18 protein-coding genes, 1 tRNA gene and 1 pseudogene are annotated in these 18340 nt (G+C 65.8%); 13 read left to right on the forward strand and 7 right to left on the reverse strand.

Annotation, left to right across the window (positions count from 1 at the left end):
- The first annotated feature begins 12 nt into the window (after positions 1-12).
- From ACOYW5_RS16125 to rpsU, 6 genes are all read left to right on the forward strand, one after another.
- Positions 13-1311: a COG4223 family protein gene (locus tag ACOYW5_RS16125; protein WP_423065911.1), complete on the forward strand. Its 1299-nt coding sequence runs from the start codon at positions 13-15 to the stop codon at positions 1309-1311.
- Complete coding sequence (locus ACOYW5_RS16130; RefSeq protein ID WP_423065912.1) at positions 1308-2705, forward strand: heme biosynthesis protein HemY; 1398 nt, start codon at positions 1308-1310, stop codon at positions 2703-2705. The genes ACOYW5_RS16125 and ACOYW5_RS16130 overlap by 4 nt, the downstream gene beginning before the upstream one ends.
- A gap of 100 nt (positions 2706-2805) precedes the next feature.
- Positions 2806-2881, forward strand: a tRNA-Thr gene (locus ACOYW5_RS16135).
- A gap of 286 nt (positions 2882-3167) precedes the next feature.
- Positions 3168-4013: an outer membrane protein gene (locus ACOYW5_RS16140; protein ID WP_423065913.1), complete on the forward strand. Its 846-nt coding sequence runs from the start codon at positions 3168-3170 to the stop codon at positions 4011-4013.
- 66 nt (positions 4014-4079) lie between these two features.
- Positions 4080-5360: a hypothetical protein gene (locus ACOYW5_RS16145; RefSeq protein WP_423065914.1), complete on the forward strand. Its 1281-nt coding sequence runs from the start codon at positions 4080-4082 to the stop codon at positions 5358-5360.
- A 122-nt stretch (positions 5361-5482) separates the two neighbouring features.
- On the forward strand, positions 5483-5752 hold the full coding sequence (gene rpsU, locus ACOYW5_RS16150) for a 30S ribosomal protein S21 (RefSeq protein ID WP_423065915.1): 270 nt from the start codon (positions 5483-5485) through the stop codon (positions 5750-5752).
- A gap of 52 nt (positions 5753-5804) precedes the next feature.
- Here rpsU and ACOYW5_RS16155 read toward each other — a convergent pair whose 3' ends face one another.
- Positions 5805-7913 carry a SulP family inorganic anion transporter gene (locus tag ACOYW5_RS16155; RefSeq protein WP_423065916.1) on the reverse strand — a complete coding sequence of 703 codons (2109 nt, stop codon included), beginning with the start codon at positions 7911-7913 and terminating at the stop codon, positions 5805-5807.
- Between the two features lie 313 nt (positions 7914-8226).
- On the opposite strand from ACOYW5_RS16155, the gene ACOYW5_RS16160 reads away from it, so the two are divergent.
- From ACOYW5_RS16160 to ACOYW5_RS16170, 3 genes are all read left to right on the forward strand, one after another.
- Positions 8227-8556, forward strand: coding sequence for a hypothetical protein (locus tag ACOYW5_RS16160; protein ID WP_423065917.1), 330 nt, complete (start codon positions 8227-8229; stop codon positions 8554-8556).
- Positions 8557-8707: 151 nt separating this feature from the next.
- Positions 8708-10150 (forward strand): class I adenylate-forming enzyme family protein, encoded by a 1443-nt coding sequence (locus tag ACOYW5_RS16165; protein ID WP_423065918.1) that lies wholly within the window; start codon positions 8708-8710, stop codon positions 10148-10150.
- An 83-nt stretch (positions 10151-10233) separates the two neighbouring features.
- Positions 10234-10404, forward strand: a complete 171-nt coding sequence (locus tag ACOYW5_RS16170) for a hypothetical protein (protein ID WP_423065919.1) — start codon at positions 10234-10236, stop codon at positions 10402-10404.
- Between the two features lie 2 nt (positions 10405-10406).
- On the opposite strand, the gene ACOYW5_RS16175 is transcribed toward ACOYW5_RS16170, so the two are convergent.
- Positions 10407-11150 (reverse strand): GntR family transcriptional regulator, encoded by a 744-nt coding sequence (locus ACOYW5_RS16175; RefSeq protein WP_423065920.1) that lies wholly within the window; start codon positions 11148-11150, stop codon positions 10407-10409.
- 105 nt (positions 11151-11255) lie between these two features.
- Between ACOYW5_RS16175 and ACOYW5_RS16180 the strand changes: the two genes are divergently transcribed.
- Positions 11256-11834 (forward strand): hypothetical protein, encoded by a 579-nt coding sequence (locus tag ACOYW5_RS16180; protein WP_423065921.1) that lies wholly within the window; start codon positions 11256-11258, stop codon positions 11832-11834.
- On the opposite strand, the gene ACOYW5_RS16185 is transcribed toward ACOYW5_RS16180, so the two are convergent.
- The gene (locus ACOYW5_RS16185; protein WP_423065922.1) at positions 11831-12001 is read right to left on the reverse strand and encodes a hypothetical protein; all 171 of its coding nucleotides are present in this window, start codon (positions 11999-12001) and stop codon (positions 11831-11833) included. The genes ACOYW5_RS16180 and ACOYW5_RS16185 overlap by 4 nt on opposite strands.
- A gap of 410 nt (positions 12002-12411) precedes the next feature.
- On the opposite strand from ACOYW5_RS16185, the gene ACOYW5_RS16190 reads away from it, so the two are divergent.
- Positions 12412-12573, forward strand: a complete 162-nt coding sequence (locus tag ACOYW5_RS16190; RefSeq protein WP_423065923.1) for a hypothetical protein — start codon at positions 12412-12414, stop codon at positions 12571-12573.
- A 57-nt stretch (positions 12574-12630) separates the two neighbouring features.
- The gene (locus ACOYW5_RS16195; RefSeq protein WP_423065924.1) at positions 12631-13515 is read left to right on the forward strand and encodes a phosphotransferase family protein; all 885 of its coding nucleotides are present in this window, start codon (positions 12631-12633) and stop codon (positions 13513-13515) included.
- Here the strand turns inward: ACOYW5_RS16195 and ACOYW5_RS16200 are convergent.
- From ACOYW5_RS16200 to ACOYW5_RS16210, 3 genes and pseudogenes are all read right to left on the reverse strand, one after another.
- On the reverse strand, positions 13512-13940 hold the full coding sequence (locus tag ACOYW5_RS16200) for an RrF2 family transcriptional regulator (RefSeq protein WP_423065925.1): 429 nt from the start codon (positions 13938-13940) through the stop codon (positions 13512-13514). The two genes, ACOYW5_RS16195 and ACOYW5_RS16200, sit on opposite strands and share 4 nt — an antisense overlap.
- A gap of 542 nt (positions 13941-14482) precedes the next feature.
- Positions 14483-16306 (reverse strand): annotated as a pseudogene (locus ACOYW5_RS16205) (cation:proton antiporter); the annotation flags it as partial.
- A gap of 161 nt (positions 16307-16467) precedes the next feature.
- A complete protein-coding gene (locus tag ACOYW5_RS16210) occupies positions 16468-17472 on the reverse strand; it encodes a zinc-dependent alcohol dehydrogenase family protein (RefSeq protein WP_423065926.1) in 1005 nt (334 codons plus the stop codon).
- Positions 17473-17532: 60 nt separating this feature from the next.
- Between ACOYW5_RS16210 and ACOYW5_RS16215 the strand changes: the two genes are divergently transcribed.
- Positions 17533-17862, forward strand: coding sequence for a nuclear transport factor 2 family protein (locus ACOYW5_RS16215; protein ID WP_423065927.1), 330 nt, complete (start codon positions 17533-17535; stop codon positions 17860-17862).
- Between the two features lie 49 nt (positions 17863-17911).
- Here the strand turns inward: ACOYW5_RS16215 and ACOYW5_RS16220 are convergent, their stop codons facing one another.
- Positions 17912-18202: a 4a-hydroxytetrahydrobiopterin dehydratase gene (locus ACOYW5_RS16220; protein ID WP_423065928.1), complete on the reverse strand. Its 291-nt coding sequence runs from the start codon at positions 18200-18202 to the stop codon at positions 17912-17914.
- Positions 18203-18340: the final 138 nt, after the last annotated feature.

Below are 18340 nucleotides of genomic sequence, written 5' to 3' on the forward strand. Positions count from 1 at the left end.
GGGATTAGCCGCATGGCTCAACGCAAATCGGGGCCCGTGAAGCCACCGGTCATCGATTTGAAGGCGCGCGAGGCCGAACCGGCCGCGAGCACCACTGAAGCACGCGCCGAAGAGGCCGTCACCGAGGCGGCTCAGGAGGCTGCAGCCGAAGTGAGCGAGGCCGCTCCGGCCGAGGAGCCAGCTCGTACGCCGCCACCGCTGCCGCGCCCGCAGGCCCGTCTTGCCATGCCGTGGAGCGCCATTTCGATCGCTGCCGTCGGTGGTGCATTGCTCGGCGCGGGGCTGGTCTATGCGCTCGGCAACTGGCTTCCGTTGCCCAACAAGGTCCCGGTCATCGCCGATCCGGCAATCCGGCTCGATGCGCAGGATGCGAGCCTCGGCACGATCGATGGCCGCCTCGTCGCGCTCGAGGAGCAGACCAGGCGCACGCAGGTCAGCCTCGACGCCACCATCGCCCAGCTCGATGCCGGATTGAACGAAGTCCGCCGGCAGATCGCCGTGCTGCCCGAGGCCGCGCCGGCCACCGATCTCGCGCCCATCGAGGCGCAGCTCGAGAGTCTCTCGGACCGTGTCACTGCCATTGGCGCCGGCGCATCGAGCGCCGACGCAACGGCGCTGGCCCAGACCATCACCACGATTGAGGCAGGGATCGCCGAACTGCGGACAGAGGTTACCGACAACGAGGGCAAGGTCACTGCCATCGAGGGCAGTATCGCCGCGCTGCAGTCCGATGTGGCGGCGCTGAAGAGCGCCCTCTCGACGGCCAACCAAGGCTCGGGAACGGCCGATATCGGCCCGGCCGTGCGCCTGCCGCTCGTCGTTTCGGGGCTCGAAAGTGCCGCGATCAACGGCCGCCCCTATGCCGCCGAGCTCGATAGCCTCAGGGTGCTGCTGCCCGACCTCGCCATTCCTCCCGAGATCGCGGCTTCGGCCGAAGCAGGCCTACCGCGTGCCGATACTGTCGCCGCCCGATTCAGCGCTGCCGTGCCCGATATCCTCGCTGGCCGCTCCGCCACGGGTACCGGGGATATCGGTGCCGATGCGCTCGAGTGGATGAAGGGGCTGCTGGCGCTACGGCCTTCCGGCGAGATCGCTGGTGACACGCCCGAGGCCATTGTCTCGCAGCTCGAGGCCGCGGTCGGCCGGCGTGATTTCGCCACGGCCGCGCAACTGCTCGGCGCGCTGCCGCCGGCCATGCAGGCCGGAGCGGGGACCGCCGGGGCTGATATCGTCAAGCTCGCCACCGCCGACAAGTTCCTCACCGATCTCCGGGCCCGGGCGCTCGCCCCCAGCGCGGAGGTCACTCCGTGATCCGGCTTGCCTACTGGCTGATCGCGAGCCTCCTCGTCACCGCCGGCATCGCCTGGCTCATCAGCCTGCCGGGGACGCTGACCATCGAGTTCCTCGATTATCGCATGCAGCCGCGGCTCGGCATCGCCGCCATCCTTGCGGCTGCCGCGGTGGTGGTGATCATCCTCGTTTGGGGCATTGTCAAACGCGTGATCGCCGCGCCCTACTACATCGCGCGCCGCTCGCGCGAAAAGCGCAAGGACCAGGGCTATCTCGCCCTCTCCGACGGCTTCATCGCGCTGCAGGCGGGTGATGCGCACCGGGCCCGGCAGCTGGCGCGCGAGGCGCAGTCCAACCTGCCGCGCAACGCCGCGGCGCAACTGCTCGAAGCGCGCGCCGACCTCGCTGTGGGCGACATGCATTCGGCCCGCGAGCACTACCGGGCGCTGATCACAAACCGCAAGACGGCGCTAGCTGCGCTCTCCGGCCTCTACGACCAGGCGCGCCAGCAGGGCAGGGTCGATGCGGCGCTCACCTTCGCGCAGAAGGCCATCGACATCTCGCCGGCCGCGCCCTGGGCGCGTGAGGCGGTGTTCGACGATCTCACGCGCAACGGGCGCTGGGAAAAGGCCTATGCCATGGTCGCCGACGAGCCGGCGGTGACGCGCGAGGAAAAAACCCGCAAACGCCGCCGCATGGCGGTGGTCGAGACGGCCCGGGCGCAGATCGCCGAAGGGCGTGAGCCCAACGCCGCCCTGGAACATGCGCTCGCGGCGCTGAAGTTGCAGGGCGATTTCGTGCCGGCGGCGCTGATCGCGGCGCGCATCTACTCCAACCGCAACGAGGCACGGAAGGCGATGAGCCTGCTCCGCCGTGTCTGGCGCGCCACCTCGCACCCCGATGTCGCGACGCTGTTCGCCAATGCCGTGCCCGGCGTCTCGGCCGTTGACCGGTTGAAGCGCGTCAAGGAGCTGATCGACTCGCCACCGCCCAACAAGGCGAGCGCCCTGGTGCTGGCCCGCGCCTCGATCGATGCTTTCGACTGGATCGCGGCACGGCAGGCGTTGGCGGGGTATGCCAACGCCAACCCTTCGCAGGCCGTCTGCTTGTTGATGGCCGAAATCGAGGATGGGCAATCGGGCGACAAGGGCAAGTCGCGCGACTGGCTGAACCGCGCCGTGCATGCACCGCGCGACCCGGTTTGGACGGCCGACGGCATCACTGCCGACGAGTGGGAGCCGCTCTCCCCGGTTAGCGGCAAGCTCGATGCCTTCGAGTGGCGCGTGCCGACCAGCACGGTGGCGACACGCACCAACTCCGCCCTCGTGCCGTCGCTGCCACAGCCGACGGCGTTTACCGAGCCAACCGAGCCCGAGAAACCTCAGTCAGGTCCGCTCGCACTGCCCGACGCCTGACGCGGCGCGAAAGCCCTCCACGCCGGCGCGAAACTCTTGCACGTCGTGGACGGCGCCTGTATGAGACCCCGGTTCGCCGCGCCGAGGCGCGAGCTGGAACGCCGCATTAGCTCAGTCGGTAGAGCATCTCATTCGTAATGAGGGGGTCGCTGGTTCGAATCCGGCATGCGGCACCACCCCTTTTCTCAGGACAGTATCCGTGTTGCCGGCCCCTCGGCTGTTGCGTGTGCCGGCGGTTGTCGAGGCCGGCGCGGCCAGTTTTCACCCGGGATGGCGTGTAGAGCCAAGGGACGAGGTGCCGCCTGCTCAAGCATATCGACTTTGTCGCTTCGCGGTTCGAGCCCGAACAACTGGTGACGATAAGTAGTTTCCGCGCAAAGTCTTCGATCGTGTGGCGGCGGCGCTACAGCATGCCTAGACAAAATGTCAGATGGTGAGGTTGGAGAATCACGAGGGGCGACCATGGGTAAGTATAGCTTTGGCATTTCGATCGCGGCATTGATGCTTGCAAGCGGCGCGGCAGTCGCGGCAGATCCGATTGCTCCAATGGCCCCGGTGGTCGAATACGACAGCGGCAACTGGACCGGTGTGTATGTTGGCGGTCACGTAGGTTACGGCATGGGTGCGACCACTGACTCGCTCGACTGTGATGCCCCCGTGACGCTCGGATCTGTCTCCTGGTTTCTGGGCGAAGGCGTAGGCTGCGAGGGTTTTGACGAATTTTCCGTACCCGTCGCAATCACCGCTCTCGAAAACGACGAAGGCGCGCCGTGGTACACCTACGATGACTTGAGCGAAATGGAAGGCTGGCTCGCCGGCCTGCAGGTCGGCTATCGCCACCAGATGGACAGTTTCGTCTTCGGTGCCGAAGTTTCGGGTTCGGTCTCAGCCATTTCGGACACCGGCGTGACCGAGATCGAGATTTTCGAGACGGAACTGGGCGAGTTCGGCGGCATCTACGAAGGTACGATGGACATCAACTGGCTTGTCTTGGCTCAGGCCAAGCTCGGCTTTGCTTTGACTGACGACTTCCTGGTGTCGGCCATGGGCGGTCTTGCCTGGGCGGGGACAGAGTTTTCCAGCTCGGCCGGTTACTCCGATGCCAAGGTGGCGCAGGGCTACACCGTCGGTGCCCAGGCCGACTACAAGATCGACAAGAACGTCTCGGTCTTCGGGGCGTACAACTACTCGTGGTTCGACGACGTCAGCTACGAAGGCAACAGCCTGTTTGGGCTGATCGCCAACTTCCACGAGTACGATCTCGCCCTGCATACGATCAAGGTCGGCATCAACTATCAGCTGGATTGACCCGCTGACGCCAGACGCTGAGACAATGAGGGGGAACGATGTTTCCCCCTCTTAATTTGTGGAACCATGGCCAACCCACCCCGCGCTGGCGCGCTGCAGCTGCTGAAGTCGCTTGAGCGAGGCCTTCGAGGCGCCGAGATTGAGGCCTACCAACACCAGCGCCTGGTCGATATTGCGCGATACGCAAGGGCAACGACCCGTTACTACAAGGCCGGGGTCGACGCGTTCCTGTCCAGAAAGACGTTTGACCGGGCCAGCTGGAGCAGAGTGCCGATCCTGACGCGTGAGCTGGTTCGGGCGCACAGGCAGGAGCTCATGGTTTCTCCCCAGGCGATGCCGCCCGATGCCGGGCCGGTTCGCAGTTCGGCAACCAGCGGCACCTCGGGCGAGCCGCTGGAATTTCGCATCAACCGGCTCGCCGACATTTTCAGCCAGATCAAGTACCGTGCCTACTTCACCGACTGGGACATCAGGGTTTCCGAGCGGGTCCTGACGGCTCGAAATCCCAAGCCGCACGAATTGGCATCGGCCGGGCAACTGGTGCGAAAGCCGCAGCCCGGCGGTGGCGAGGAGTGCACGATATTCTCGCTCGCAATCGACAAGGTCCTCGAAGCTGCGGCAACCGTCCGCCCGAACTACCTGCGGACCTATCCGGGGGTCGCACTGCAGTGCGCGATCGAGGCCCGCCATCGAAAGCTCGACCTGAGTTTCGACCGGATCATGACGGTCGGTGAAACCCTTGATGCCGATACCCAGTCGTTTGTCGAGCAGACATTCTCGTGCCGGGTAGCCGATGCCTACGCCACCACCGAATTCGGCCTCGTCGCCTGCGGCTGTCCGAGATGCGGCAACTACCACATTTCTCACGAAGGGCTCTTTGTCGAGCTCCTGGATGAGCTGGGAGAGCCGGTCGGCAACGGCGAGGCAGGGCGTATAGTGGTGACCAGCCTTTATGGGTATGCGATGCCCCTCATCAGATATGAGCTGAGCGACTTCGCAACGCGGGTGGTGGGTTCCGGACACTGCAGGGATCGTGGCCTGACCATCGGTCGCATCATGGGGCGTCGTCGTGGCATGTTCAGGCTGCCGGGCGGTGGGCTGATCTGGCCGCATATATCGCCCCTCGCCATGCACGAACTCGGTATCACCGGCTATCAGATTACCCAGCTCACCCTGTCGGAAGTGCGCCTGCGGTATGTCAGTGCGGCTGCGGTGCGGTCAGACGTGCTTGTCGAACTCATCCATCGCTTCATAAGCGCTGACTACACGGTAGCCGTGGAGCACGTAGCCGAACTTCCCAGTGCGCCATCCGGAAAGCGGCAAGTTTTCGAGTCGCTTGTCCCGTAGGGGGCGCTGGTTCGTACTGGGCATCATCCTTTCTTACCTGCTCCACATGTGATACCTCCCAGGTCCGAAGCGCCGGTGGTGTTTCGCCGACCGGTTTTCGGTCCCACAAGTTAGGACAGTTTTTGCAAGTTCTTGTTCGCGACAACAATGTCGACCAAGCCCTGAAAGTGCTCAAGAAGCGCCTGCAGCGCGAGGGCGTGTTCCGGGAAATGAAGCTCCGGAGCTACTACGAGAAGCCCTCGGAGAAGCGCGTGCGCGAGGCAGCTGAGGCTGTGCGTCGCACCCGGAAGGCCGCGCGTAAAACTGCCATCCGTGAAGGTCTGATTGCGGCACCGCCGAGCAAGGTCAGGTCGCCGAGCCCACGCGCACCGTCAATGGTTCGCGGCGGCTGATCGGAAGCGCTGGCCTTAGGCCCAGGTGCTGATCCTTGATCAGGGCCAATAGTCAGTCCGCCAGCACGCGGATGAGCCGGTTGGCGCTTTGCAGCCGTTCGGCCAGCACGCGTGCGAGCGCTCGGTGAAAGGCGGCGGCGGCCAGCGGCTTGTCTGTCTCCACCTGCGACAGCGCGGCGCGGCTCAGCTTCCATGCCGCGCCCGGTGCGGTGGCCAGGGCGGAGGCCGAGCGCCTTTCGATGCCGTAGAAGGCCACTTCGCCGAGGATGGTCCCTGGTCCGAAGTCGAGCAGGTTCACCGACTCGCCGCGTTCATTCTCGAGAATCACCGAGCCGCGGCCGGTTTCGACGATGTAGATGTCGTCGGCGACGGCCCCCTGCTGGATTAGCCGCTCGCCGGCCTCGTACGGGATCCGCTGCAAATAGGGGAATATGGCGTCGGCGAGATCGGCATCGCCGAGCAGTCGCGCCAGCGAGGCTTCGGCGGACACTACGTCCTGGGGGACGGCAGGCGCAGCGCCGAGGACCTGGCTTTCGGCCCAGGTCAATCCTGCCTCGAGGTCCGGCTCGCTATGGAACGGAGCCGTCGAGATGTCGAGCCCGCCATCGACCAGCCGCCTTGATAGCTCTCCGAGTCCGGCGAATACCACCTGGAACTTGTCGCGCTCGGCCATGCGGCGCAGCCGCTCGAAGCTCAGCACGGTGGAAGAATCAAAGCCGGTGACCCGGCTGAAATCGAGGATGGCGTACCACGGCCCGGTCCCTGTCTCGGCCTTCCTGGCGATGCGCTGCACGATGCGATCGGATGTGCCGAAGAACATGAAGCTGCCGAGCTTGATGATGGCGATGGCGTCGCCGCGCTCGGCCAATTGCGAGCGTCGCTCATCGGAGACGGCGCGGGAGTGGAAATCGCGCCCCGAGGCGACGAAGCGGATGCCGTCGACACGGGCGTATTCGACGGCAAACAGGATCAGCGCGGCGATGAGCCCGGTGGCGATGCCAGCCGGCAGGCCGACGCCGATGCTGACGGCGAGGATGATCAGGATGATCGCATATTCCGAGCGGCGCAGGGTGCGCATCGGGCGCAGGAGCCAGTCGATGGTCAGCGATACGCCGACCCAGATCAGCAGCGCCCCGAGCAGCGGCAGTGGCACGATGCCCAGTACCTGCGGGGCGAACAGCAGCGCACAGATGGCGAAGAGGCCGGTCAAGGCACCGACGGCGCGGTAGGGCGTCTTGAGGCGCAGCGCCAGCATGGTGGTCGAGACAGCGGGGAAGCCGGGTATGCCGCCGACGATGCCGGATGCCAGGTTGCCGAGGCCGATCGAGCGCAGTTCGGCATTGAGGTCGACATCGCGCCGCGCGTCCAGTTCGATGCCGCTGACATTCATCATCGCGCCGGCCGCAGTGATGACGATGACGAAGGGCGCGAACAGCAGGCCCCTCCACACGGCGTTCCAGTCGACACCGGCGAAATCGGCAAAGCCGACCGGCGGCCAGCTCATCCCGGTTGCTGGCACCGCGATCAGCCATCCCGCTTCCTCGAGCGCCGGCCGCTGGATGCCGAGGGCGAAGATGACGAGATTGAAGGCGACGATAGCAACGAGCACACCCAGAGGCAGGGCGGCGCCGGAAGTCAAGCGCCGGTGCGCCACTTCGACGGCGGCGACGAAGGCAATACCGGCGCCGACTTTCAGCGCCGTGCCCGGGTCGAGGAACTCACCGAGCCGGCCGAGGCTCAGGTGGCCGCCGATGATGGTCTCGAGCCCGCCGGTGATCAGGTACCAGCCGGTGATGGCGAGGAATCCGGCAAACACCGGAAACGGGACGAAGCGGGTGATGCGCCCGAGCCTGAACCAGCCGAGCGCTAGCATGGCCACGCCGCAGAGCGTGGTGGTGACACCGATGGTGACGAGAATGGTGACCAGCAGGCCTTCGCCCCCGCTGAATGCTGCGGTCGCTGCACCGGTCACCGCCGCCAGCGCCACGACGGCGATTTCCTGCGTCGTGGTCACCTGTCCGGGGATGGTGCTGAACCAGGCCGTGGCGATCGGCAGCACGGCCGTCGCCACCAGCATGGCGCCGGCAAGCGGCGTAAGCAGTGGCAGCAGGTCACCGCGAGCGAGCAGCGCGCCATTGCTGAGGGCAAGGGCCACCGACATCAGGGCGCAAAGAAATGCCGTGCCGGCAATACTGGCAATACGCTGAAAGATGGCCGTCCCCCTCGGGAAATATGGTCGTACGTGACCGATATTCACCAGCTATTGCAAGCGGTAAGGCGTCTTGCCGGGGTGTTGTGCGCAGCTAGGCCCGGTGTGCGAGCGGGCCGCTGGGCTGCAACTCGTGACTCGTCAGGCATCGAGCCATTGAGGTGGAGCGCCTGGCTCGCGGCGCTGCAGTGAGACGCTTGACAGTCGGCCGCTGGAAGCCGCCATTAACAGGAACCTTTACAATGAGTTTTCGCTGGAGGACGCCGTGCTCCGTCCCGCCCTGCTCGTCGCCGCGCTGGCCCTTGCTGCCGCGGGCGTTGGGGTTGTCTGGGCCGTCGCGATCAGGCCGGTCGTGCCGAGCCTGCAGAACGTGGTGCCGGCGCCCGCATCCGTCCGGCCCGCGAGTGGTGTCACGTTCACGATCACCGCTGACACCGGAATCCAGAGCGAGTCGGCCGACGCCGGCAACGCGCTCGCGGCCCTGCTGCGCCCCGCGACCGGCTTCCCGCTGCCGGTGACTACGGGCAGCGGCATCGCGCTGCTGCTGTGTCGCCGTGGAAGGCGCGCGCTACGCCGAACGCGGCCGCCCGTGTAACGAAGCGCGATGCCGGGCGGATGGAGAACCGCGCAACCTGAGCAGGATTTCCTCAGTATTACCGGTGCGCCGACAGCAACATTGTGAATTAATTGGTGCGCTCTTGCCGCCAATGTGCTCGGTAAACCCTGACTTCCGTCGAGGAGACACCGTGCAGGACGAGAACTTTGCCTTTGCCATCATGGAGAAGGCGTTTGCCCAGCCGGACCAGGTCGCATTCGACAGTGCTGGCGGACGGGTTACCTATCGGCGCTTCGCCGATCTCGTCGTGCACTTTGCCCGACGGATGCAGGAGTTCGGCGTAAATCACTCCTCCCGACTGAGCTTTGTGATGAACGACTCGGTGATCGCTTGCGTCGCCATCACCGCAACATCATTGCTCGGGGCACAGTGGCGACGCCTCGAAGGCGATACCCCAGCAGCAGGTGTGCCATCGATCACCCACAGCTTCGCCGGCATGGGGGACTCTGCGGGCGGCGCTTTCGAGTTCACCCGCAGCTGGTTCGAGGCGACAACGGCTTCAGCCACCGATCTCGCTGGTTTTCCAGGGCATGCAAGTGCGGACGACACTTGGTTGATCGCCACCTCATCGGGCACGACCGGACGGCAGAAACATATGCCGATCACTTATGCTGCAGCCTGGCAGCGGATCGTAAACGTCTCCGACCTCGAGGATCGTCAACCGCTCGTCGCGCATAGCCTGTTCGATGCGACCAGCTATGTCGGAGCTCGGTCGCGGCTGACCAATCTGCTTGTGGGCGGTACCAATATTGCCAACGCGCGCTGGTCGCAGGCCATCGAGAAGGGGGTGACGCGCGTCATGGGATCGCCCGCCCAGATCGCCGGGGTGCTGGTCAAGCAGCCGGTGCCCGAGACGCGCATACGGGCCTGCCGAGTTACGGGCGCCCAGGTGACGGCAAAGTTCGTCGAGCTTGCCCTGCGCCATTTCGAAGAAGTGCAGGTGCTCTACGGCTCGACCGAAGCCGGGATCATGACCTTGGCCCGCTTCACAGACAGAGCTCCGTTCGATGGTTCGGTGGGTCCGCTCGCCAGAGGTGCCGCAGTCGAGATTGTCGATCCGAGCGATCTGCCGGTAGAGCCTGGGAGGGAGGGAGAGATTCGGGTCCGCACCAATGGAATGGTTACCCAGTACCTTGGCGAGCCCGAACTGAGCGCGAAGGTGTTTCGGGGTGGCTGGTTCCACCCCGGCGACCTCGGTTACTTCGACGCGGCAGGCATCCTTCACCTCACCGGCCGCACGACCGACGTCATTAACATGGGCGGCGTCAAATTCAACGCGGCTGACCTCGACGAGCTGATCCAGCTCCATCCGGACATCGCAGACGGCTTCTGCTTCATCGACCGCACCGAGGATGGCCATGACCGGCTCGCTGCCATCGTATCAACGCAGACCGGTGCCGAGGTCAATCAGTTGCGGGGACTACGCGCGTTCGCTGCCAAAAGGCTAGGCAAGGCGCGCATCTTGAAGCGGGTCTATATCGCCGCCACCGTGCCGCGCAACGAGAACGGCAAGCCGCAACGCCGCGAGGCCATTGAGCTTGTCCGCGACTTGCCGCGAATAGAGTTCGACTGACGCGCCGACACGCTCTGGCAGCCGATGTGGGCTTGCGCGGCGCAAGACGAGCGGGGCACAAGGGCCGAGGTCGGAGGTTCGGGATGCAGACAACCAGCGAAATCGGCAAGCTGAAGCGCGAGATCGCAGCGCTGCGCGAGATTGTCATGCGCCCGCGTCCGCCGCTTACCGCGTCCGAGAAGCGCTCGCTCAAGTCCGAGATCGATCGCTGCATCCTCGAACTTTCGGAACTGCGCGACCGGCTCAGCGGCTGAGCTCAGGTTTCGACCCGGCCCGGCCCGCGTCGGTAGACGCGTAATTCGATCACCGAGGGCACGTGCCACTCGAGCGAGTGCATCACCGGGCGTCCCGCGGTGTCGTGATCGACCTGCTTCAGATGCTGCAGCGGCGTGCCGGGCGCGACCTTGAGGATCTTTGCCAGTTCCGCGTCGGCCACGACAGGGGACAGCACCGCGCGCGCGTGATCCACATCGTGGCCGCGCTGCGACAGGAGGCGATAGATCGAACCGGTGAATGCTCCGGCATCGGCGGTGGCATCGGCAAGGTCGGCGGCGAGGCTGTCGATCGAATAGACCGCCGGCTTGCCGTCGGCGCTGCGCACGCGCCGGATCACCACGATGTCTGCGCCGGGAGCCAGGCCGAGATCAGCGGCGACCTCCTCGCCGGCCTTGGCCGGGCGCGCATCGAGCAAGAGTTTGGTCGCCTTGACGCCGGTGCTCTCGAGGTAGTCAGTGTAGCTGAAATTGGTGTCGAGCGAGTTGCGCAGCACCGGGCCCTGATTGACGAAGGTGCCCGAACCCTGGCGGCGGGTGACATAACCGTCCTCGATAAGGCCGCGTACCGCTTCGCGCAGGGTGATGCGGCTCACCTCGAAGCGGGCGCAGAGTGCGTCCTCGTTGGGGAGGCGAGAGCCGGGCGGGAACTCCCCGCCGATGATGAGCCGCCGCATCTCAGCCCGCACGACGTCGGGGAGCAGGGGGCGGGAGCGGACATGCTGCATGGACACGATCTCGGCGTTGGCGCCGCATCGTCATAGCATGTCCGTTGCACGCTGGAAGCGTCCGCCCTATTTCCGTAGCACACGTGATCAATGGAGCCGGGTCGGATGAGCTTGGACCCAATCGTTTGGCTGATCGCAGGCATCGGTATCGGGGTCGGCGCCAGCCTCATGCTGCTGATGCTATATGCCGGCCTCGAGCGCTGGCGGCTCGGCCGCCGGCTGCGCCGCGTCCGCGTGCTGCGTGACGTGCCCCCACCACCTGAAATGCGGCCGCCCGCTCCCCCCGGCAGCAAGCTGGCCCTGCTGGATCGGAAGGCTGAGCCGCGCGAGATGCCGGCTACAGGTCCTGTGGATGCGAAAAGGGCAACGGCTATCGTTGAGCCGGCTGTCGCGATGGCGACGAAAGCGGAGCCCGGTGTACTGCCCGTCCCTTTCCCCGCAGCAGTTCGATCTGAACCTGAGACACCGCCGACCGTCGATGCCGCGCCTGCGGTGGTTGTTGAGGTGAAACCCGAAGTCCCGGCGCCTCCGGTGACGCCCTTCACCCCTCCAAGTCCTCCGCCCGCCGTCACTACCATTGCCTCGCCGCCCCGCCCGCCGCAGAGCGTCGAGGATATGTTCGCCGAGGCCTTTGCGCTCGACAAAGTCTCCGTCGCGCCGCTTACCAAGGATGAGGCCAGTTAGCGCCGGCGGAAGACCGCGAGGGTAAGAGCGCCCACTGCCAGCAGCAGGCCGCCGACGATGCGCGTGTCGTTGTTGGAAATGTCGAGGACCGGCGCCCAGTGCCGGTACCAGGGATAGAGAAAGAGCAGGACGCTCAACAGGAGCGCTGCCAGGCCGACTGACCGCATTATGCCTCCTCCGCAGTGCGGATGAACGCCGGTGACGCTGCCGGTTTTCCCGATCATGCCACGCGGTCCTTAACCGCCGATTGCCGCGTCATGTCGGTCGCGACGGATCGAAGCCAATCAGATTGCGTCACAAATGCGGCAATTCGCGAGCAACTATCTGGCGCAAAAGTCATTCTGACCTCCGGCGAAAGTCATCGATGACGCAATTTAGTTCGATTCTTAACCAGTGCAGCCGGTTCCGATCGAACTGGCGGTGCCGCCATGCGATGATTGCGAGGGTGGGAGGCGTCGGAGCCCGGCAGGTCGTTCACTAGAATCTGAATGCCGACCGGCAACTTTGACGATGCGTGGACGTTTCTTATCTCGAACGGCGTGGGGAGGTTTCCACGCGACTGCACCGAGAGGTTCCTATGCGTAAGATAGAACTCGATCGCCTGCTCGAAAAGACCGTCGCTGACGCGCTTGGCGTGCGCCTGCCGCACCGCCGCACCGCTGTCGCCAACGCGCGGCACGAGGTCAAGGCCGCACCGCGGCGGCATCGCCACACCGTCCGGGAATTGCATCCGGCGTGAATGGACTTTCTCCGGCACTCGTCTAGATTCGATCCCGCTTGACGGGGGGACGTGAGGATGGAGGAGGTGCCGGCGGCGGAGATCGCGCGCTATCGCGCGCTCGTCGTCAGTACGTTGCCGCAGTTTGTCGGCGGCAATTTCACCACCCTCACTGATGGTTTTGATAGCGTCGCGCTCGAGTGCGACGGCTGGATTTTCAAGTTTCCGCGCAACGCTCATGCCGAGGAACGGTTGCGCCGCGAGGTGACGCTGCTGCAGTTCCTCAAACCGCGCATCACCATGGCCGTACCGCAGATCGTGCTGCATGAGGGGCCGGTGCCGTTCACGCAGCATCTCAAGCTTCCCGGTTCAGCCCTCGAGTCGGCGGAATACGCGCAGCTCGACGACTATCGGCGCGATGCTCTCGCCCTGCGCATGGCCCAGCTCTATGCCGAGCTGCACGCGCTGCCGCTGAACCGGATGCAGCAGCTCGGTGCAGTCGGGGTCGACCCGTGGATGTCGCCCGAGGAAATCATCGAGGGAGCCGGTCCGAAGCTGCCGCATGGCTACAAGGGCTTTCTCACCAAGACCGTCGCCGCCTATCGCAAGCTTTCCATCACCGGCAGCGAGCTGGTCTATGGCTATTTCGACGGCCATGGTTGGAACATGGCCTTCGACCATGAGACGGGGCTGCTCAACGGAGTGTTCGATTTCGCCGATTCCGGCTTTGGCTCCCGGCATCGCGACTTGAGCTACAGCAACTGGATTTCGGCCGATCTCACTCTCCGCATCATCGAGCGCTACGAGCAGCTCGCCCGCGTGAGCGTCGATCGGCACCAGGTGATGCTCTACAGTTCCGCCCTCAGGCTTGCCGAGCTGGCCGAGGGCTTCCTGCCGGACGAGCGCGGGATCGCCAGCGTCACCAACTGGGTGGCGGAGCTCAAGGCGCTCGGGCTCTACTAGACCAGCACGTCATTCGCGACCACGGCGTCGGCCAGCGTGGTGCTGTCCAGCACCTCGCGCGTCGCGATGGTGACGCGGGCAAAGACGTGGCGGATTTCGCAGCTCGATTCCTCGGCGCAATCGGCGCAGCGGCGGTAGGCAATCTTGCTGAGGCACGGCAGCGGCGCGATTGGTCCGTCGATCAGACGCAGCACTTCACCGAAGGTCACCTTTTCGGGCGCCCGCAGGAGCACGTAGCCGCCGAGGCGGCCGCGGCGGCTCATGACTATGCCGGCGCGCTTCAGCTCGAGCAGGATCTGCTCGAGGAATTTTTTCGGGATCGCCTGGCCGCGCGAAATCTCCGAGATCATCAGCGACTCGCCGGTGGGCACCTTGGTGAGCGCGACCAGCGCCCGCAGGGCATATTTGGCCTTTTGCGAAATCATCGCGGCGGCATCCAGAGCGGCACTAACTCGACCGCAGGACTAGGATATAGGAACGAGGGGGTGAAGAAAGCCTTGAGTTGAGCTCAGGCTTTCTCCTCTTCAGCCAGCGGCGGGGGCACTTCGGGGTGGAACACGGCGGGCGCCCGGGGGTCATCCGGCCTGGCGGTGAACGGGCTCCCCGGCATCGTCGCGGGCGTTGCCGGGCGCGGCGTCGCCATGGGCATTTCGGCCACAACTTCGGGCTCGACCGGCTCCAGGAGTTCGGTCGGCACTTCGGCCTCGCCATCGAGGGCCGCGAGGTCGCCGATCTCCTCGGCCTCGACCACGAAGTCCTCCACATACTCGAACTCATCCACCTCTGCGGGAGCGTCAAGCTCCTCGCGCGCAGCAGGAGCATCGGGCTCTTCACCGTATGAGGAAACCGCCGCGGGCGGCTCGGCTGGGCCACTGTCGACATGCTGCACGCGGGCCTGCGCTGCTTCGATCGCCTCAGCCAGCAGGTTGGGGTCGGGCGGCAGCCTTGCCGCACCGGCTGCAGCCAGCGGCTTCAATACCGCCTCGACGGCATCCGAGGCGGCGATCTCGGCCACTGCCTTGCTGTCGCGGTTGATCACGTCGACCATGCCGAGGCCGATCTCGCGCTCGCCGAGGATCACCACATTGGCGCCGAGGCTCTTGAGGTGCGCTTCTTCCTCATCGGAATGGGCGCGGGCGACGATCAGGACATCGGCGTTCTGCTTGCGCGTCTGTTCGGTCGCCTGTCCGGCCTCGAAGGCGTTGGGGATGGCGATCACCACGGCCGAGGCTTCGGCGACATTGGCGAGGTTCATGACGCGCGAGGCGGCGGCATTGCCGAGCACCACCTCGATGCCCTTGCCCATGGCCGCCGAGGCACGGCCCTCGGAATCCTCGACGACGAGGAACGGCGTCCTCGATTCGAGCAGCGCCTCGCTCACCACCGAGCCGACGCGGCCGAAGCCGACGATGACGACGTGTCCGCTCTTGCCGGTCGGCACTTCGGTCGGCTCGGGCTCGGGCACGATCTCGGTTGGCCGCGCCACGGACGTCGTGAGATCGGGCTCGACGCGCATGCCGGCCGGCGCCGCGACCACGGCCTCAGCCGGGCGGTCGAAGCGCCGTTCGAGCCAGGGGCGCAGTGCGTCGACGGCAAGGAAGATCACCGGGTTGAGGATGATCGAGACGATCGCACCGGCGAGGATCAGGTCGCGTCCTGCCTCGGGCAGGATGTTGAGGCCGACGCCGAGGCTGGCGAGGATGAAGGAGAATTCGCCGATCTGCGCGAGGCTGGCGGAGACGATCAGCGCCGTGCCCACCGGTCGCTTGAAGGCGGTGACGATGATGTAGGCGAGCACCGACTTGCCGACGAGGATGATGAACACCGTCGCCAGCACGGGCAGTGGGTCGTTCAACAGGATCATCGGGTCGAACAGCATGCCGACAGCGACGAAGAACAGCACGGCGAAAGCGTCGCGCAGCGGCAGGCTTTCCTGCGCGGCGCGATGGCTGAGCTCGCTTTCGCTCAGGATCATGCCGGCAAAGAAGGCGCCGAGGGCCAGCGACACGCCGAAGAGATAGGCGGCGCCAGCGGCGACGCCGAGCGCAATGGCGAGCACGGCGAGGCGGAACAGCTCGCGGCTGCCGGTATGGGCGGTGTAGTGCAGCAGCATGGGGATCAGCCGGCGGCCGACCACCAGCATGAAGCCGACGAAGGCGGCGAGCTTCAGCACGGTGATGCCGAGGATGCCGCCGATGCCAAGATCGCCGGTGAAGCGTTCGACGAAATCGATGAAGGGGTCATGCACTTCGGCGGCAGAATTGCCGGTGACCGAAGCGATGGCGGGGATGAGGACGAGGGCGAGGACCATGGCGAGGTCCTCGACGATCAGCCAGCCGACGGCGATGCGGCCCTTCTCGCTGTCGAGCATGTGGCGGTCTTCGAGCGCCTTGAGCAGTACCACGGTCGAGGCGACCGACAGGGCGAGGCCGAAGATCAGGCCCGCGCCGAGCCCCCAGCCCAGCAGTGTCGCGAGCGCGAGGCCCATCACCGTGGCGCCGGCGATCTGGACGATGGCGCCCGGCACCGCCAGAGCGCGCACCGAGAGCAGGTCCTTCAAGGAGAAGTGGAGGCCGACGCCGAACATCAGCAGGATCACGCCGATCTCGCTGAGCTCGGTGGCGAGTTCGGTGTCACCGACGAAGCCGGGGGTATTGGGACCGACGAGCACGCCGGCGATCAGGTAGCCGACCAGCGGCGGCAGGCGCAGCTTGTTGGCGATGGTGCCGAGGATAAACGCCAGCACTAGACCCGCGACGATCGTGGAGATCAGGGGGGTACTATGCGGCATTGGCGATCCTCCGGCGGGGTCGTTCCCAAGATTCACTGGAAATTGTGTGAAAACGAAGATGAGGCAAGAACCCATCGCCCGCAACCGATGAAGGTCGAAAAACTGCGGCGAAATCATGGGTATGCGCGATTTTCGTCACCGACTTTCGTCGCGCCCGCCGCTCAGCGCGTCATGATCACCTTGATCTCGCCGAAGACCGGCGCCGCGCCGATGACCTGGGGCACCTCGTCGATTCCGATCATGCGCGTGATCAGCCGATCGAGCGACAGGGCGCGGGAGGCGATCAGGTCGGCGGCGCGCCGATGGGTCAGCGGGTTGAGCCAGGCACTTTCGAGGCGGAGCTCGCGGGTCAGGAGTTCGAACGGGGAGATGCTGATGCGGTCGGCTTCGGGGACGACGCCGAACAGCACGACGGTGCCTCCGCGCCGGGCCAACCGGGTGGCCTGCAGCACGGTCTCGCCGAGGCCGGCGCATTCGAACACCACATCTGCCCCAGCGGGGAGCATGACCGAGATGGCCCCGTCGCCACCGGCCGGATCGGCGACGCCCGTTGCACCGAGCTCGAGTGCCAGAGCGCGCCGCGGGGCCTGGCGGGTCGACAGGACCACCGTTCCGGCCCCGGCAAGGCGCGCCAGTTGCACCATCAGCAGGCCGATCACGCCGCCGCCGAGGATCAGCACCGAGCCGCCCGGCGGGATGCGGGCCACGTCGATGGCGTGGAGGCAGCACGACACCGGCTCGCAGAAGGCGCCGTGACGCGGGTCGAGATCGGGCGGCAACACCGCCGCCTGCGCCGCCGGGACGAGCACGTACTCGGCAAAGCCGCCGTCGCGCATCACGCCGATCGGGCTCAGCGCCGCGCAAAGGTTCGGCCGTCCCACCCGGCAATGCTCGCACTGGCCACAGGCAATATTGGGGTCGCCGGTAACCCGGGTGCCGATCGGGAAACCCTCGACCGCGTCGCCGATCGCTTCGACCAGACCCGAGAACTCGTGCCCCAGCGTCACCGGCTTCGCCGTCGGGTACTCGCCCCGAAACATGTGGCGATCGGAACCGCAGATGCCGCAGGCCTCGACGCGGACGAGCAGATCATGCGGGCCCGGCGGCGGCCGCGGAACATCCTCGACTAGCATCCGACCCGGAGCGTGAAGTCGCGCTGCCTGCATTTGCCTGCCTCCCCTTTGCTGGCATCATGGCCGGGCCTCACCCCGCTGCATAGGTGCCCGATGAGCCCGCCGCTTCCCGCCCCCGTCGCGCTGTTCCGCGATCGCGTCAATGCCGGCGACACCGACGGCGTGCTGGCGCTCTTTGTGCCTGATGGTGCGGTCATCGACTGGGGCCGCCGCTTTGCCGGCCGGGCCGCCATTCGCGGCTGGAGCGACAAGGAACTGGTCGGTGCGCATGGCACGCTCACCATCACCCGCGTGGTCGGGGTCGAGGGCGAGAAGGTTGTGGTCGATACCGAATGGGCGTCGAGCTTCTTCACCGGGCCGGGCCGCTTCACCTTCACGCTCGAGGGCGGGGTGATTCGGCAATTGGTCATCTCGGAGAGCTAAGCCGCCGGTCCGCCTCACCCCCCGGATAGGCTGGACCGGTGCTCCCCGGTCAGATCATGACCCGGTCGATCTTTTCTGCCAGCGCGATGTCCTTGGCGGTCAGTCCGCCCGCCGAGTGGGTGGTCAGTGTGATGCGTACCTTGTTGTAAGTGTTGGACCATTCGGGATGGTGGTCCATCTTCTCGGCCGCCAGCGCCACGCGCGTCATGAAGGAGAAGGCCTCCGAAAAGGTCTTGAACTTGAAGTCGTGACTGATGGCGTCGGCGGCCGGGTCGTAGATCCAGCCATTGAGCTTCATCAGCGCCGCCTCGCGTTGCGCGGGCTCAAGTCTTTCCGCCATTATCGGTCACCTCTGCTGCAATGGGCCGGCACTGTCGTGGCGCAAAGTGCCCGAACCGTGGCGGCAGAGCGGAAGGCAGTGCCACACCTCGGAAATGGCCACGCCCCAAAGCTTTCCGGTCCGACAGGTCGAATCCGG

The sequence above is a fragment of the Devosia sp. CN2-171 genome, from assembly GCF_049354815.1.
Classification (GTDB): Bacteria; Pseudomonadota; Alphaproteobacteria; order Rhizobiales; family Devosiaceae; genus Devosia_A.